The organism is Burkholderia sp. NRF60-BP8 (assembly GCF_001522585.2).
Lineage (GTDB): Bacteria > Pseudomonadota > Gammaproteobacteria > Burkholderiales > Burkholderiaceae > Burkholderia.
The window spans coordinates 1,444,900-1,460,499 of sequence record NZ_CP013372.1 but is presented as its reverse complement, the minus strand read 5'-3'; the positions used below and the strand labels follow the sequence as shown (position 1 = coordinate 1,460,499).

The 15,600-nt window shown below is 68.1% G+C and carries 10 protein-coding genes; 3 read left to right on the top strand and 7 right to left on the bottom strand.

Annotated elements, in window-relative coordinates:
- Positions 1-378 precede the first annotated feature (378 nt).
- Complete coding sequence (gene ftsH / locus WS54_RS06725; protein ID WP_059783446.1) at positions 379-2,355, top strand: ATP-dependent zinc metalloprotease FtsH; 1,977 nt, start codon at positions 379-381, stop codon at positions 2,353-2,355.
- Positions 2,356-2,496: 141 nt separating this feature from the next.
- Here ftsH and otsA read toward each other — a convergent pair whose 3' ends face one another.
- The 6 genes from otsA to WS54_RS06685 form a co-directional block, all read right to left on the bottom strand.
- Positions 2,497-3,903: an alpha,alpha-trehalose-phosphate synthase (UDP-forming) gene (gene otsA, locus WS54_RS06720; protein ID WP_034204779.1), complete on the bottom strand. Its 1,407-nt coding sequence runs from the start codon at positions 3,901-3,903 to the stop codon at positions 2,497-2,499.
- A gap of 351 nt (positions 3,904-4,254) precedes the next feature.
- On the bottom strand, positions 4,255-5,874 hold the full coding sequence (locus WS54_RS06715; RefSeq protein ID WP_082725144.1) for a methyl-accepting chemotaxis protein: 1,620 nt from the start codon (positions 5,872-5,874) through the stop codon (positions 4,255-4,257).
- A 472-nt stretch (positions 5,875-6,346) separates the two neighbouring features.
- Positions 6,347-8,431 carry a TonB-dependent receptor gene (locus WS54_RS06705; protein WP_059783450.1) on the bottom strand — a complete coding sequence of 695 codons (2,085 nt, stop codon included), beginning with the start codon at positions 8,429-8,431 and terminating at the stop codon, positions 6,347-6,349.
- A 467-nt stretch (positions 8,432-8,898) separates the two neighbouring features.
- On the bottom strand, positions 8,899-10,344 hold the full coding sequence (locus WS54_RS06700) for a sialidase family protein (protein ID WP_059783452.1): 1,446 nt from the start codon (positions 10,342-10,344) through the stop codon (positions 8,899-8,901).
- Between the two features lie 453 nt (positions 10,345-10,797).
- Positions 10,798-11,229, bottom strand: a complete 432-nt coding sequence (locus tag WS54_RS06690) for a MarR family winged helix-turn-helix transcriptional regulator (RefSeq protein ID WP_059783454.1) — start codon at positions 11,227-11,229, stop codon at positions 10,798-10,800.
- Positions 11,226-12,143: an alpha/beta hydrolase family protein gene (locus WS54_RS06685; protein WP_059783456.1), complete on the bottom strand. Its 918-nt coding sequence runs from the start codon at positions 12,141-12,143 to the stop codon at positions 11,226-11,228. The genes WS54_RS06690 and WS54_RS06685 overlap by 4 nt, the downstream gene beginning before the upstream one ends.
- Before the next feature lie 296 nt (positions 12,144-12,439).
- Between WS54_RS06685 and WS54_RS06680 the strand changes: the two genes are divergently transcribed.
- Both WS54_RS06680 and WS54_RS06675 read left to right on the top strand, forming a co-directional pair.
- Positions 12,440-13,408 carry an ABC transporter substrate-binding protein gene (locus WS54_RS06680; RefSeq protein ID WP_059783458.1) on the top strand — a complete coding sequence of 323 codons (969 nt, stop codon included), beginning with the start codon at positions 12,440-12,442 and terminating at the stop codon, positions 13,406-13,408.
- Positions 13,409-13,469: 61 nt separating this feature from the next.
- Entirely contained in the window at positions 13,470-14,564 is a 1,095-nt protein-coding gene (locus WS54_RS06675; RefSeq protein ID WP_059783459.1) for an LLM class flavin-dependent oxidoreductase, read from the top strand.
- A gap of 70 nt (positions 14,565-14,634) precedes the next feature.
- Here the strand turns inward: WS54_RS06675 and WS54_RS06670 are convergent, their stop codons facing one another.
- Positions 14,635-15,567 carry an ABC transporter substrate-binding protein gene (locus WS54_RS06670; RefSeq protein ID WP_059783461.1) on the bottom strand — a complete coding sequence of 311 codons (933 nt, stop codon included), beginning with the start codon at positions 15,565-15,567 and terminating at the stop codon, positions 14,635-14,637.
- Positions 15,568-15,600: the final 33 nt, after the last annotated feature.

The following is a 15,600-nucleotide window of genomic DNA, read 5'->3' as shown; positions in this document are numbered from 1 at the left end:
ATGGCCGGCATCGCACGCGGTGGTGCGACGCGACTGTCACATAAATGTCATGAACGCGACTATAGCGCGCCAAGGGGGCAGATGAAAGCCGTTCGTCGGACGATTCGACGCGCGCGCGCGGCGAGCGGTGCGCGACGCCCGCGCGCGAACTAGACTGGAATCAGGGGCGGCGCGTCGCGGCGTGCCGCCCGGGCGAGGATCGCCCCGCGACGCCGGCCGACGGCGTTGCCGAGGCGGCATCGATGCAGCGAACGATGCGAGACAGCGAGGCGACGATGGCGCGGATGCTTGCCGTTTTCGCATGGCGGCCGCGTACCGGTTCCGCGCGCGTGCCGGCGTGAGCGTACGCCGCGCAGCCGATACGGCCGGCCCGATGCCATGGACAGGAAATTCGACTACCCGGGATTGCTGATCGCGGCGGGCTTCTTCGTGCTGTTCGCCGCGCAGTTGCTGATGCTGCACCCGTCGTCGACGCCGATCGCGTACAGCGATTTCCACCGGCTCGTCGCCGCGCGGCTGGTCGACGATCTCGAGGTCGGCCCTGCGTCGATCTCGGGCGCGTTGAAGATGCCGCAGGCCGGCGCGATGCTGCCGGCGTCCGACGCGACGGTCGTGCAGCAGGCCGGCGCGCCGTGGCGCTTCACGACCAGCCGCGTGACCGACGAACACCTGATCGACACGCTGACCGCGGCCGGCATCCGCTATCGCGGCACGCCCGACACCGGCTGGATCGCGTCGCTCGCGTCGTGGTTGCTGCCGCTCATGCTGCTCGTGTTCGTGTGGAACATGATGCTGCACAAGCGCGGCGGGCTGCAGGACTTCACCGGGATGGGCAAGAGCCGCGCACGCGTGTACGTGCAGCAGGAAACCGGCATCACGTTCGACGACATCGCGGGCATCGACGAAGCGAAGGCCGAACTGCAACAGCTCGTCGCGTTTCTGCGCAATCCCGATCGCTACCAGCGGCTCGGCGGCAAGATCCCGAAAGGCGTGCTCGTCGTCGGCGCGCCGGGCACGGGCAAGACGCTGCTCGCACGCGCGGTGGCCGGCGAGGCGGCCGTGCCGTTCTTCTCGATCAGCGGCTCGGCGTTCGTCGAGATGTTCGTCGGCGTGGGCGCCGCGCGCGTGCGCGACCTGTTCGAGCAGGCGCAGCAGAAGGCGCCGTGCATCGTGTTCGTTGACGAGCTCGATGCGCTCGGCAAGGTGCGCGGCGTGGGCCCGACGTCGGGCAACGACGAGCGCGAACAGACGCTCAACCAGTTGCTGGTCGAGATGGACGGCTTCCAGGCCGGCTCCGGCGTGATCATCATGGCCGCGACGAACCGGCCCGAGATCCTCGATCCCGCGCTGCTGCGGCCGGGCCGTTTCGACCGGCACATCGCGATCGACCGGCCCGACGTGAACGGCCGCCGCCAGATCCTCGGCGTGCACGTGAAGCGCGTGAAACTCGCGGCCGACGTCGATCTCGGCGAGCTTGCGTCGCGCACGCCGGGCTTCGTCGGCGCCGATCTCGCGAACGTCGTCAACGAGGCCGCGCTGCATGCGGCCGAACTCGGCAAGCCGGCGATCGGCATGGCCGACTTCGACGAGGCGATCGACCGCGCGCTGACGGGCCTCGAGCGCAAGAGCCGCGTGATGAACGAGCAGGAGAAACTGACGATCGCGTATCACGAAGCCGGCCATGCGCTCGTCGCGGAAAGCCGCGCGCATTGCGACCCGGTGAAGAAGGTGTCGATCATTCCGCGCGGCGTCGCCGCACTCGGCTACACGCAGCAGGTGCCGACCGAGGATCGCTACGTCCTGCGCCGCAGCGAGCTGCTCGACCGGATCGATGCGCTGCTCGGCGGGCGCGTGGCGGAAGAGCTCGTGTTCGGCGATGTCTCGACCGGTGCGCAGAACGACCTCGAACGCGCGACCGCGATGGCGCGCCACATGGTCATGCAGTACGGGATGAGCGAGAAGATCGGGCTCGCGACGTTCGACGACGGCGACACGCGCTCGGGCTTGCCCGGCATCTGGCATGCGGATGGCGGCCGCTGCAGCGAGCACACCGCGCGCATGATCGACGAAGAAGTGCGCACGCTGCTGACCGATGCGCACGCGCGCGTCGCGACGACGCTCGGCGAACGACGCGACGCGCTCGAACGCATCGCGCGACGGCTGCTGCAATGCGAGGTGCTCGAACGCGACGCGCTGCAGGCGCTGATCGACGGACGCATCGAACCGTCGTCGACGACTTCGGTGTTAGCCGGCGACGAAACGAATGCGCGCGGCGGCGCGATCGACACGGAGCACGCCTCCACCGTCGAGCGCGATTTCGTCGCGTACGGACGACCGCACGAATCCGATCGCTGAAGCCGTTGCGCGGGCCGGCGCGCGTCGACATTCCTGCTTTTTCGCCGCGGAATCGCCACGAGCGGCGCGCCCGTATCGATCGAACGGCGTCGTGCTCGCATGCACGACGAAGCGGGCAGCGCGTGAGCGCGCGTCGGCGCGTCAGGATTCGGTCGCGGCCGCGACTTCGGCCGCTTCGGCGAGCGCGTCGAGAAAGCGCGTGCGCCACCAGTGCACGTCGGTCTTGCGCACGATCGCCATCAGCGCCGCGTGACGCTGGCGGCGCTCTTCGAGCGGCATCGTGAGCGCGCGCTGGATCGCCTGCGCGGTGCCTTGCGTGTCGTACGGATTGACGAGCAGCGCCGATTTCAGTTGCTCGGCCGCGCCCGCGAAACGCGACAGCACGAGCACGCCCGGGTCGGCCGCGTCCTGCGCGGCGAGGAACTCTTTCGCGACGAGGTTCATCCCGTCGCGCAGCGGCGTGACGAGCGCGACCCGGCTCGCGCGATAGAGGCCCGGCAGGCGCTTGCGCGCGACGGTGCGGTGAATGTAGCGCATCGGCATCCATTCGAGCTCGCCGTAGTCGCCGTTGATCGCGCCGCACAGGCTGTCCATCTCGCGCCGCAAGTCGTCGTAGGCGCCGAGATCCTCGCGGCTCGGCGCGGCGATCTGGATCAGCGTCGCACGGTCGCGGTTCTCCGGATACTGTTCGAGCAACTCGCGGAACGCATGCACGCGCTGCGGCAGCCCTTTCGTGTAATCGAGCCGGTCGACCCCGACCAGCAACTGGCGGCGCGAATATTCGTCGCGCATGCGTTCGAACATGGCGAGGCCGTCGCGATCGCGCGCGAGCGACTCGAATTCGTCGACGTTGATGCCGATCGGAAACGCGCCGGCCGACAGCGTGCGGCCGAACGCGCGCAGTCGGCCGTCCGGCAGCCGCGCCGCACCGGCTTCCGCTTCGACGTAGTGCTCGAAGTGGAGCAGATCCGATTCGGTCTGGAAGCCGACGAGGTCGTACGCGAACAGCGCGCGCATCAGCCATTCGTGTTCGGGAATCGCGGCCATGATCGGCGGCGGCGGCATCGGGATGTGCAGGAAGAAGCCGATCGGATTCGTGCAGCCCATCGCGCGCAGCTCGGCCGCGAGCGGAATCAGTTGATAGTCGTGGACCCAGATGGTGTCGTCGGGCCGCAGCAGCGTGCGCAGCTTGCGCGCGAACAGCTGGTTCACGCGTCGGTAGCCGTCGGCGAAGCGCCGGTCGAACTGCGCGAGATCGAGCCGGTAGTGAAACACCGGCCACAGCACGTTGTTCGAGTAACCGAGATAGTAAGCGTCGTAATCCTGCGGATCGAGATCGACCGTCGCGAGCTGGATGCCGCCGACGTTCTGGACCTGCACGTCGTCGCCATGCGCGCTCTGCTCGTCGCCGCCGCGTAGCCTGCCGCTCCAGCCGAACCAGACGCCGCCGGTTTCCTGCAGGCTGTCCTTCACGGCTACGGCGAGGCCGCCGGCCGCGGCTTTACGGGGATCTGCGATGCGATTGGATACGACGACGAGTCGGCTCACCAGCTCTCCTGACGATTGTTGGGGAAGGTACGTGCGGCCAGGGCGCGAGAGACAGACGCCGCCGTCGGCGCGCGGTGCGCGATACGACGGGGCCGCATGGCGATCGGACGGGAGTCAGGGCATGCGATTCGCCGTCCGGTCGAAAAGTGCTTTTTTAGGATACTCGTCATTCGTGCGTTTTAAAAGTCCGTGTCGACGAACGGCTCGTGCGAACAGGTCGCGCGGTATCGAGGGCGACGGTCCTGCAACCGGTGCCGCCCGAGCGGGACCGAAACTTGCGCACGCTGCGACGCAGTACGTGCCGGGACATGCGGCGCGTGGGGCGTCATGGCGCGGACGACGCGCGTGCCGTTACGCGGCAGCCGGTTGCCAGCGGCGCGCGTCGGCTTCCTGCGCATGCGTGCCCGGCAATGCCGCATGGGCGCCGGCCGGCATCCGGAACGCGGCGACCGTTTCGGACAACTCGCGGCCCTGCGCCTCGAGCGACTTCGATGCGGCCGCCGCCTGTTCGACGAGCGCCGCGTTCTGTTGCGTCGTCTGGTCCATCTGCGTGATCGTCAGGTTCACCTGGTCGATGCCGCGGCTCTGCTCGGCCGACGCGGCCGCGATCTCGCCCATAATGTCCGTCACGCGCGCCACGGCCTGCGTGACGTCGGACATCGTCTTGCCGGCTTCGCCCGCGAGCGCGGAGCCGTCGCGGATCGTCTGCACCGACGCGGAGATCAGTTCCTTGATTTCCTTCGCCGCCGTCGACGAACGCTGCGCGAGACTGCGCACTTCGCTCGCGACAACCGCGAAGCCGCGACCCTGTTCGCCCGCGCGGGCCGCTTCGACCGCCGCGTTGAGCGCGAGGATGTTGGTCTGGAACGCGATGCCTTCGATGATGCCGGTGATGTCGGCGATCTTCGACGAGCTGTGGCCGATCTCCGTCATCGTGTCGACCACGCGGCCGACCACCGAGCTGCCGCGTTGCGCGACGTCCGATGCATTCGCGGCGAGCGTGCTCGCCTGCTGCGCGTTTTCCGCGTTCAGGCGCACCGTGGACGTGAATTCCTCCATCGTCGCCGCGGTTTCCTGCAGCGACGCGGCCTGTTCCTCGGTGCGCTGGCTCAGGTCGAGGTTGCCCGATGCGATCTCGCTCACCGCGTGCGCGATGCTGTTCGACGAGTCGCGCACGCGGCCGACGATGCCGATCAGCCGCTCGTTCATCGTCCGCAGCGCGTCGAGCAAGTCGTGCGTTTCGTCGTTGCCGCGCACCTCGATGCGGCTGCCGAGATCGCCGTTCGCCACCGTGCGCGCGACGTCCACGGCCGAGCCGATCGGCGCCGTGATCTTGCGCGTGAGCCACAGGCCGCCGCCGGCCGCGATCGCGATGGCGATCAGGCAGATGCCGGCCAGCAGGTTGCGCTCCACCGTGTAGCGATCCGCGAATGCCTGCGCGATCCCGATTTCGCGTTCATGCGTATAGGTCGCGTAGGCGTCGGTCGCACGCACCAGTTGCGCGAGCAGCGGGCGGCAATTGTCGTCGATGTCGGCGATCGCGTCGTCCTTCCTGCCGGCCTGCGCGAGTCCGACGATGCGCAGTGCAACGGGCCCGTAGCGGGTTTCGATGCGCACGATCTCGGCCACCAGTTCGCGTGCACGATCGGACGTGTCGGTCGCCTTCGCCATGAGGTCGTCGAGCTTCGCGAGATGGTCCTGCACGTCCTTGTGCGCGTGGTTCACCTCGGCGAGTTCGGCCTCGATGTCGGCCGGCCGGGTGGCGAGCACGAGATTGCGCGCGGCGATCGCGCGCCGGTCGACCGCGGTGCGGATGTGTGCGGCCAGGCTGGCCCGCGCGTTGATGCCGTTCATGTAGCGTGAAAACTCGGTGTTCGTATCGGACAGTGCCTTGAGCGCCATGCCCGATACGGTCACGACGACCGCGGCCAGCAGGCCGAAGCCGCCGAGGAGTTTCGTTTTGATGCTCATTCTGACGATTTTCACGTTTCGGCCCCTGTGCGTGTGGTGGTAAATGGAATTTATCGTTCGACCAGATACAGGTTGGTGCCGGCTTTAACGGGAATTTGGAATGATTCTTTACCCTTCGAAAACCCTTACATTCGTTTTTCAAACACCGTCGGCCTTGTCAAGCGGGCGTTCTTGGTCTTGATCAAATGGTTCGCGGGATTGCGACTTATTCGATTAGTTATGTACGGGATTTGAATGCGGTTTTACTGGCGAAACAAAAAACATCTTTTTTATAATATTTGTCTGATGATTTCTTTCTGATTTGCCGATGAATGAGGGAATTTCGTTGCGATGAGCAGGTTCGATGCGAGCGGCGTAATCGGCGTAATCGGCGCAAGGGAATGACGAATAAGCGGAGCGGCGCGCGCGGTTCGGGCTCGCGCCGGTAAAAGACCCGCGAGGCCCGCGGCGGGCGCCGCGAGCCGTACGAGGGTCAGAACGTGGTGCGCAATCCGGCCATCACGCTGCGGCCGCCTTCCGGTGCGAAGCCGCGTACGACCGACGTCGCGTAGCGGATCTCCTGGTTCGTCAGGTTGTCGCCGCGCAGGTACGCGAGCCAGTTCGTCGCGCCGACGCGGAACTTGTAGGTCAGCATCACGCCGAGCGACGTGTAGCCGTCCGTCGAGAAGTCGTTGTCGGGCACACGATGCTGCGACCACGCGTGCGTGACCTGCGCACGCGCCCCGAACGGGCCGTAACCGTAGTCGGCCGCCAGCGTCGCACGCAGCGGCGCGATACGCGGCAGCGGCTGGCCCGTGTCGACGTTGCGCGCGTGCGTGTAGTCGGCCGTCAGTTCGAGATCGACCGTATGCCCGCGCCGCGCGAATGCACGCCATTTGCCGTCCAGCTCGATGCCGTAGAACTCGGCGCGCACGCCGCGATAGATCGCCTCGTTGAGCGCGCCGTCGGTGCCGGGCGCGACGGGCTGGTCGTCGCCGTCCACCACGCGGCCGGTGTTGTACTCGGTCAGGTAGTTCGAGAAGCGGTTGTAGAACACGCCGACGCTGCCGCGGTTCGGCCCGCTCGCATAGCGCAGCGACAGGTCGGTCGACACGGCTTTTTCCTTCGACGCGTTCGGGTTGCCGATCAGGAACTGGCCGGTCGCATCGTGCGGGCCGTTCGAATACAGCTCGTAGAAGGTCGGCGCGCGTTCGGTGTAGGCGACGTTCGCGGCGACCGACCATACCGGCGTCAGCGAGAACAGCGCGCCGGCCGACAGGCTGCCGGCGTTGAAGTCGCGCGGCTGCGCGAGCGCGAATTTCTCGACGCCGGCCGGATCGGGATCGACCTTCACGTGCTCGATGCGGCCGCCGAGGCTCAGCTTCAGCGCCGGGACGACCTGCCACTCCTCCAGACCGAACAGCGCGACGCTGTTGGTGCGCGTGGACGGCACGAGCAATTCGTCGCCGAGCGCGGAAAAAGTGTTCTGGCCGAACTGCACGCCGATCGCGCCTTCGAACGGGCCGATCTTGCGATGGCGCGCCTCGATGCGCGCCTCGTAGCCGCGGTTGCGGAAGGTGGTCGCCGTCTCGCCGTTGTTGACTTCCTTGTGGCGGTAGTCGGTGTACGCGAAGTCGAATTTCAGTGTCGTGAACGGTCCGCTCAGGTTGCGTACCTCGGACGCGAGCGCAAGGCGTTCCTGGCGCATCCGCAGCCGTACGTCGCTTTCCGCGACGGAGCCGTAGTTCGATTCGTAACCGCTGTACGACAGGCCCGCGAAACCGTCCGCCCACGTGTACGACGCGCCGACCGCACCGCCGTGCACGCGGCCGTCGCTGTTCGGCACGTTGCCTTCCGGTTGCGGCGTGTCGGGGCCGTCGATCGCGCGTTGCTGGCTGCTGCGCGCGTAGCCGGGAATCCGCAGCTTGCTCGTTTCGCGATCGAATGCATCGACGTGGAACGCGAAGCGCCCGTTGCCGCCTTCGACCTGCGCGGCGCCCGCGCGCACGGAATTCGCGCCGCCGTAGCGCGCGTCGAGCGCGCCGGTCACGCCCTCGATCGCTTCACGCGGAATCCGGTTGTCGATAGTGTTGACCACGCCGCCCACCGCGTTGCCGCCGTACAGCAGCGCGGCCGGCCCGCGCACGATTTCGACGCGCTCGATCGACAGCGGATCCTGCGGCACCGCATGGTCGTACGACAGCGACGACGCGTCATACGCCGCGACGCCGTTCTGCAGCAGCCGGATCCGGTCGCCATCCATCCCGCGGATGATCGGACGGCCGACCATCGGCCCGTAGGTGGTGGTCGACACGCCGGGCAGCCCGTTGAGCGTTTCGCCGAGCGAATCGGCCTGGCGGCGCGTGAGCGCATCGCCGGAAAGCTGGACGGTCGGGGCGATCAGTTCGGTGTCGCCGAGCGGGTTCGCAGTCACGAAGATCGGCGCGAGCGGCGCGGGTTCGATGGACGGCGTGCCGGACGCGGCGGGCGCGTCGGTCTGCGCATGGGCGACGACGGCGAACAGGATCAGCGACAAGGACGAGAGCGGGCGAAGCGGTAAGCGAGGGAGGTCGCGCATGGTCGGTGAATCGGTTGGGATCGGATAACGAGCCATGCGGGCGATCGCTGGATACGATATATTGTTGCGTCAACGGCGCGCAATGACCCGTTGGAACATGGCTCGGCGATGCGCGGCCACCTGGGTTGGAACGGCGTCAGGCGGACGAGCACGCGAGATGATATGTTATATCATGTCAAATTCCAAGCCGAACGGCAGCATCCCGTCGGGTTTCTGTCGGATCGGCGAGGGACGGGGCAGCAGCGGGGCGGCGGCGTGCAATCGCCGGCGCGAGCTTTCGCGTCGAACGATGCCGATCGTCGCGGAGCCGTGTCGACCGGCTCGCCGACATCGACGACGTCGTTGCGAAGCGGGGGAAGGGAAGATCACGAACGCATCGTGCCGACCGCCTGCATCGATGCCCTGAACATGCGCACGGCGCCGCGCGACGCATGGCGTCGTGCGGCGCCGGAGCGGTCATCCTCGCATCACGGCGCGAAGAACACGTCGGTGCGGTTCGTCAGGTTGCCCGCGTTGGTCTGGACGAAGAACGGATGGAACGACGACGACGGGAGGACGTCGAGCCCCTGGTAGTCGCCGATGAAGAACCCTTCGGCGTTGGGCGCGAGCTTCATGTCGAACGGACCGCCGACGCGCCGCTCGTCGGCGAACGTGGCGCCGCCGTCGTGCGAGATCTTGCGCCAGAAGCCGGTCGGCAGCGTCGTCGTGTTGCCGGCCTGCAGGTCGCGGAAGTCGTAGTACGTGACCATCACCGCGCCCGTGTTGTCGACGCGCACCGACGGATTGAACGCGGGGCGCCCGGTCGGCGTGTTCACCTGTAGCGGCGCGCTCCATGTCGCGCCGCCATTCTTCGACGTCGATATCGCGATCTCGTCGTACGTGCCGCCGTTGAAGCGGCTGTCCTGCCACACGACGTAGAGTTGCCCCGAGGCCGGGTCGATCGCCGGCTCCGGAATGATGTCGCCGGTGCGCACGGGTTCGCCGGTGTTCGGATCCGTGACGCCGACCGTCTGCAGTCCCGCGATCACCTGCGGTTTGGTCCACGTCGCGCCGTCGTCGGTCGACTTGATGAACGCGACCTTGCCGGCCGCCTTGCTGAACGGCGGCTGGATCAGGTCGAAGAAATCGTAGAGCGTGCCGCTCTTCGGATCGACGACGATCTGGTTGCCGATCGTCTGCTGACGCGAAGGAACGTCGACGATGACCTTCGCGGCGCTCCACGTCTTGCCGCCGTCGGTCGTCTTCGAGAACAGCGTCGGCCCGCGGAACGCCTGCGTGTGCAGGTTCGCGTACGGGTTGCCGTTCGGCAGTTCGAGGCGGTCCCATACCGCGTACGCGGTGCCGGCCTTCACCGGGTTGGCGGTCACCGATTCCTTGTCGTTGAAGAATTGCGTCGTCGGTTCGTCGTTTGCGATCAGCACGGCCGGGCTGCTCCACGTCTGTCCGCCGTCGGTCGAGACCGACGCGGCGACCGCGTTGCCGTTGTTCGACTGATTGAACGAGATCGACACCGAATATGCGGTGCCGTCCGGCCCGAACGATACCCATGGATCGGATGCGCGCTCGTACTTGAGTCCGCCCGGCGCGCAGGCGCTGAACGGCTGCGGCGTGCGCGCCCAGGTTGCGCCGGCATCGAACGAGTAGCCGGCGACGAGCCCGTGGGCGCCGCCGTTCGACCAGCGGTCCTGCTGCCACACGCCGATCATGTTGTTCGGGTTCGCGGGGTTGACCGCGAGCCACGGTTCGACTTCTGCATTCACGTAATTGACGCCCGGGCCGCCGATGGTGCACGCGGCGAACGGGCTCGGGCCGGACACGACGGTCGGCTCGGCGTGTGCCGCGGCAGCGGCGGCCAGCGCCATCGCGGCGGACAGGCGGGTGACAAGCGGATGGGACACGATCATGCGTCGCATGGACGACTCCTCGGTGAGGTGCGGATGCGATGGCGGGGCACGACGAGACGACGCGAGCCGGGGCGCGGCCGATCATGCCGCGCACGTCGCTACGCGTCGTTCAGCATGCCGCTTCGGTCATCGCCCTCCGCGTGCGCTGGATGCCGCCAGCGCTTCGGTTAAGACTCCTCTTCATTTTCATTGCTTGTCGGTGTGCCTGCGATGTCGACCCGACGGGAAAACCGGTCAGGGCATGCGACGAATGCGTCGAAGTGGATTGCAATGTAGGCGATTCGAATGACGCGCGACAGGCGGTTTTTTGTAACAGAGCGTAGCCGGAAAGCGTTGCCGGAAGCCGGCGCGGGCACGCAAGATTTGCCGCTGCGCCGGCATGAAAATCGAATCGAAAACGCGAATCGCAATCGCTTGCGATTGAGGCCGGTGAGAGCCGGTTGCGAGCGCGCGATGCGCTGCTCAGCGCTCGGCCGGAAACCGCTCCTGCAACGCGTGCAGCCAGCGCGCGACGACATCGAGTTCGTCGTCGGAAAACCCGTCGCACAGCTTGCCGTTGAGTTCGCGCAGCAGCACGCGCGCGCGCTTGAGCGCCGCGTGGCCTTCGTCGGTCAGGTACAGCCGCGTCGCGCGGCCGTCGTCCGAATCGGCATGACGCGTAACGAGGCCGGCTTTCGCCATCCGGTCGGCGAGCCCCGTCATCGCGGACGGCGCGAGCTGCAAGGCGGCGCCGACTTCGCCGATCAGCGCGCCGTCCTGCTTCGCGAGGCAGAACAGCACGCCGGCCTGCGCGGCGCTCGCGCGCGTCTCGGTTTCGGCCTTGCGATCGATCCAGCGCTGCACGCGCCGCTGGCCGATGTTCAACATGAAAAACAGTCGTCGGTCTTCGCTCAAGCTGGGTTCCCGGCTGCGATGGTAAGGGTGGGGCGGCCCGCGGCGCGAGGCGTGTCGAGCGCCTGCGCGAGCCAATCGGCGACGTCGGGCCACAGCACGGCGCCGGGCCGGCTGCGAAAGAAGCCCATGTGCCCGACCGGGCCGATGCCTGCCGCGCGCGGATCGATCTGGCGGCGTTCGACCTTCGCGCGGGTCAGATAGCTTACCAGCAGGCCGATCGCGGCCGGGTTCGCCCACGGATCGTCGTCGAAGCCGAGCGCGAGGATCGGCAACTGCTGCTTCGAGAAGCGCTCGGCCGCGCCGAGCGTCGGGTCGTCGAAGAAGTAGTGCGGCAACGTCGTCCAGCGGCTCCATTCGCGGAACACACCGGCCGGCAGATCCTCGCCGAGCCCGAGCCGCTTGCCGGGCACGTAGCCGAGCAGCGCGGACATCAGCGGGCCGAGCACGCGCAGGATCAGCCGCACCTTCAGGCGTTCGGCCGCCTGCGCGATCAGCCGCGTGCTGCCCGCATGCGCGGCGACCAGCACGGCGGCGCGCAGATGCGTCGTCGCGCCGGACAGCCCGATCGCGTGGCCGCCGACGCTATGGCCGACCGCGAGCAGCGGCAGCCCTTCGTACGTGTGCCGGGCCCACGCGGTCGCGGCGCCCACGTCGAGCTCCATCCAGTCGCGCATGCGGGCCCGCAGCGTGCGCAGACGCGCGGGCCGCGAGGCGCCGATGCCGCGATAGTCGTAGGTCAGCGCCGCGAAACCGCGTTCGGTCAGAAAGCGCGCGAAGCCCGCATACAGCCGCTCGGGCACGGCCGTGGCGGGATGGATCAGGACCAGCGCGCGCGGCGTCGCGGCCGGCGACCACAGCGTGCCGTGCAGGACATAGCCGTCGGCGGCGGAAAATTCGATGGGTTGGGGGGTCATGGCCGTCCTCGCTCGGGCAGTTATTTCGCATGCGAAATATAGTCCGTGATTTATTTCGTGCACGAAATATTTATCGAGGAAACGTTCGAACTCCGTGGGCTTGCGGCCGGTGGCGAGTGCCGCGCAAGTGCGCGTACTTCATAAAATATTTGCATCTTTACATAGAAGAATATTGCGTTTGTGTCATGAAGTGGATCGACGTATCTTCACCGGTTCCATCCGTTCCGCCGGCGGTCGCGCGCGGCGGACAAAGGGCGCCGCCGTCGCGCGGCCGTCCGCCAACCTTCCGGGAGATCATGTTGCTGAGCCGAATCGTCACGGCGCTCATGCTGGCGCTTGCCGCGCAGCCGGGCATCGCCAAGGACACCGTCACGCTGCGCGTCGGTGAACAGAACTACTTCAACATCCAGGCATCGATGGAGGCGTCCGGCGTGCTGAAGGACCTGCCTTACGCGATCGAATGGAAGCACTTTCAGGCCGCCGCGCCGGTCGCCGAAAGCCTGAACGGCAACGCGATCGACATCGGCTTCCTCGGCGATTCCGCGCTGCTTACGCTGGCCGCGCGCGGCGCGCCGGTCAAGGTCGTCGCGGTGTCGCGGCAGAGCCTCGACGGCGTCGCGATCCTCGTGCCGAAGCATTCGCCGGTGCGCACCGTGGCCGACCTGCAGGGCAAGACCATCGCGGTATGGCGCGGCGCCTGGAGCCAGCAGCTCGTGCTGCGCGCGCTCGAACACGCGGGCCTGCGAGCCGATTCGGTGAAGTACGCATACCTGATGCCGATCGATGCGACCAATGCGCTCGCGAACGGTTCGGTCGATGCGGTGTCGCTGTGGGAGCCGTTCGTCAGCACGCTCGCATTGCGGCAGGGCGCGCGGCCCGTGACGACCGCACAGGGGCTGATGCCGGCGCTGAGCTTCGTCGCCGCGAACGAGCAGGCCGCCTCGGGCAAGCGCGCCGAGATCACCGATTTCCTGCGGCGCGTGGTGGCCGCGCGCCAGTGGGTCGACAGCCATCCGCGCGAGTATGCGGACCTGTGGGCGAAGCGCGCGAAGCTCGAGCCCGACGTCGCGTATCGCTGGCTCAACAACGCGAAGCAGCGCGTCGGCCCCGTCGACGAGACGGCCGCCAAAGATGCGCAGAACACGGCCGACTTCCTGCACAAGGCCGGCGTGATTCCCGCCGCGTACGACACGTCGAAGCTGCTCGACCGCTCGTATGCGGGCGCGTTCGCCGTGCCCGCGCAGAAGACGGCCGCCGCGCAGTGATCGTGCGGCACGCTTCACGATTCACGCGATTCCCGATCGACATACCCGAGGACATTCCGACATGCCAGTCGACATCATCGGCATGATCACCGCGACACCCGGCGCGGAGGTCGACGTACCGGGCGGCGCCGCGGTGCAGCCCGACTACGTGCGCCGCTTCGCGCAGGCGCACGAGGCCGCCGGCTTCGACCAGATTCTGGTCGGCCATTTCAGCAACGCGGCGGACGGTTTCATCGTCGCGTCGTTCGCGGCCGCCGCGACCGAACGCATCCGCCTGCTGCTCGCGCACCGGCCGGGCGTGATCGTGCCGTCGGCCGCCGCGCGGCAGATCTCGACGCTCGACGTGTTCAGCGGCGGAAGGCTGGCGCTGAACGTGGTGTCCGGCGGCGACGATGCGGACCTGCAGCGCGACGGCGATTTCGTGCCGCACGATGCGCGCTACCGCCGCACCGGCGAATATCTCGACGTGCTGAAACGGATCTGGCTGGCCGATGCGCCGGTAGACCACGACGGCGCGTTTTATCGGCTGCGCGGCGCGTCGCCGGTCGTGAAGGGCGCGCAGCGGCCGCATGTGCCGATCTATTTCGGCGGCTCGTCGCCGGCCGCGCTCGCGGTCGCGGGCGAACACGCGGATGTCTACATGACGTGGGGCGAACCGCTCGACGCGGTGCGCGAGCAGATCGCCCGCGTGCGGGCCGCGGCCGCGCCGTTCGGGCGGGCGCCGCGCATCAGCGTGTCGTTCCGGCCGATCGTCGCCGATACCGAGGCGGCCGCGTGGGAGAAGGCCGAGGCGATTCGCGCGCGCGTGCGCGCGGCGCGGCTCGCGAACGGCCAGCCGATCGCCGGCCATGCGCCGCAGAATGCCGGCTCGCAGCGGCTGATGGCGGCCGCCGCGCAGGGCGACGTGCTCGACGAGCGCCTGTGGATGGGCGTCGCGAACCTGACCGGCGCGCGCTGGAATTCGACCGCGCTGGTGGGCACGCCCGAGCAGGTCGCGCGGGCGCTGGGCGCGTATTACCGGCTCGGCGTATCGACGTTCCTGATTCGCGGTTTCGATCCGCTCGACGATGCGCTGGCCTACGGGCGCGACCTGATCCCGGCGATTCATGCGCATGTCGCGGAACTCGACCGATATCGGGCGGCGGTGCCGGCGTAGACGAGCCTGCGCGCCAGTCGCGTACCCCGGCATCGCCGTCACGGCATGCCGGGGCGATTGCATGGCGCGTTCAGAACGACGGCAACCCCGGCGGATTGGTCTGCGCCCGCGCGATCGCCTCGCTCTGCAAACCCCAGCGCGCGAGCGCCTGCCCGTAGCGGCCGTTGCCGATCAGCGCATTGGTCGCGATGGTCAGCGCGGGCGCGAGCCCGCTGCCGCGACGCGTCGCGATCGCGACATCGGCATTCGCCGGCCAGCCGGCATTGACGACGCCGACGCGGCGGATCTTGCCGCTGCGCGCGGCCTCGTACGCGAGCGACGCGTTCGGGTTCAGCTCCGCGTCCGCCCGTCCCGACAGCAGCACGACGCGCGCCGTCGCGTCGTCGTCGAAATAGAGCAGCTCGGCCGGCTTGAGCCCCTGCGCGACGTTGCGCTTGCTCCATTCGAGCAGAATGCGCTCCTGGCTCGTGCCGGCGCCGGTGATGATCCGCAACCCCGCGATGTCCTTCGGCTCCGCGATCTTCGCGATCGGGCTGCCGATGCGCACGTAGAAGCCGTGCAGCCCGAGCCTGTAGGTCGTGAAATCGTATTTCTCCTTGCGCTTCTCGGTCACGCCGACGTTCGAGATCACTGCGTCGTACTTGCCGGACGTCAGCCCGAGCGGCCAGTCGGCCCATGCGATCGGCACCAGCACGAGCGTACGGCCGAGCGCGTCGGCAACGAGCTGCGCATAGTCGGGATCGGCGCCGACCACGGTGCGCGCGTCGGTCGCATAGGTCGATACGGGCGGCGCGTGCGGCGAGATCGCGACCGTGAACGCGCCGTCGCGCACCCAGCGGTAGCCGCTTGCCGCGCGAATGGCCGCGTCGTCGGGGCCGGCGCGCACGCGGCCGGCCTGGCGCGGGTCGAGGTCGGCCGTCGCGGCGGCCGCGCGAGCCGCACGCCACGGCAGGCCCGATGCCGCGACCAGCGCGGCCGTGACGAACTGGCGTCGATCGGTCATCGTCCGGCACCTCGCGAGTCGGAAGCGGCGCGC

Bases quoted from the DNA above. Each gene is read 5' to 3' on its own strand.
- WS54_RS06715 (WP_082725144.1), bottom strand. From the start codon at position 5,874: ATGAGCATCAAAACGAAACTCCTCGGCGGCTTCGGCCTGCTGGCCGCG.
- WS54_RS06670 (WP_059783461.1), bottom strand. From the start codon at position 15,567: ATGACCGATCGACGCCAGTTCGTCACGGCCGCGCTGGTCGCGGCATCG.
- WS54_RS06685 (WP_059783456.1), bottom strand. From the start codon at position 12,143: ATGACCCCCCAACCCATCGAATTTTCCGCCGCCGACGGCTATGTCCTG.
- WS54_RS06680 (WP_059783458.1), top strand. From the start codon at position 12,440: ATGTTGCTGAGCCGAATCGTCACGGCGCTCATGCTGGCGCTTGCCGCG.
- ftsH (WP_059783446.1), top strand. From the start codon at position 379: ATGGACAGGAAATTCGACTACCCGGGATTGCTGATCGCGGCGGGCTTC.
- WS54_RS06705 (WP_059783450.1), bottom strand. From the start codon at position 8,431: ATGCGCGACCTCCCTCGCTTACCGCTTCGCCCGCTCTCGTCCTTGTCG.
- WS54_RS06675 (WP_059783459.1), top strand. From the start codon at position 13,470: ATGCCAGTCGACATCATCGGCATGATCACCGCGACACCCGGCGCGGAG.
- WS54_RS06700 (WP_059783452.1), bottom strand. From the start codon at position 10,344: ATGCGACGCATGATCGTGTCCCATCCGCTTGTCACCCGCCTGTCCGCC.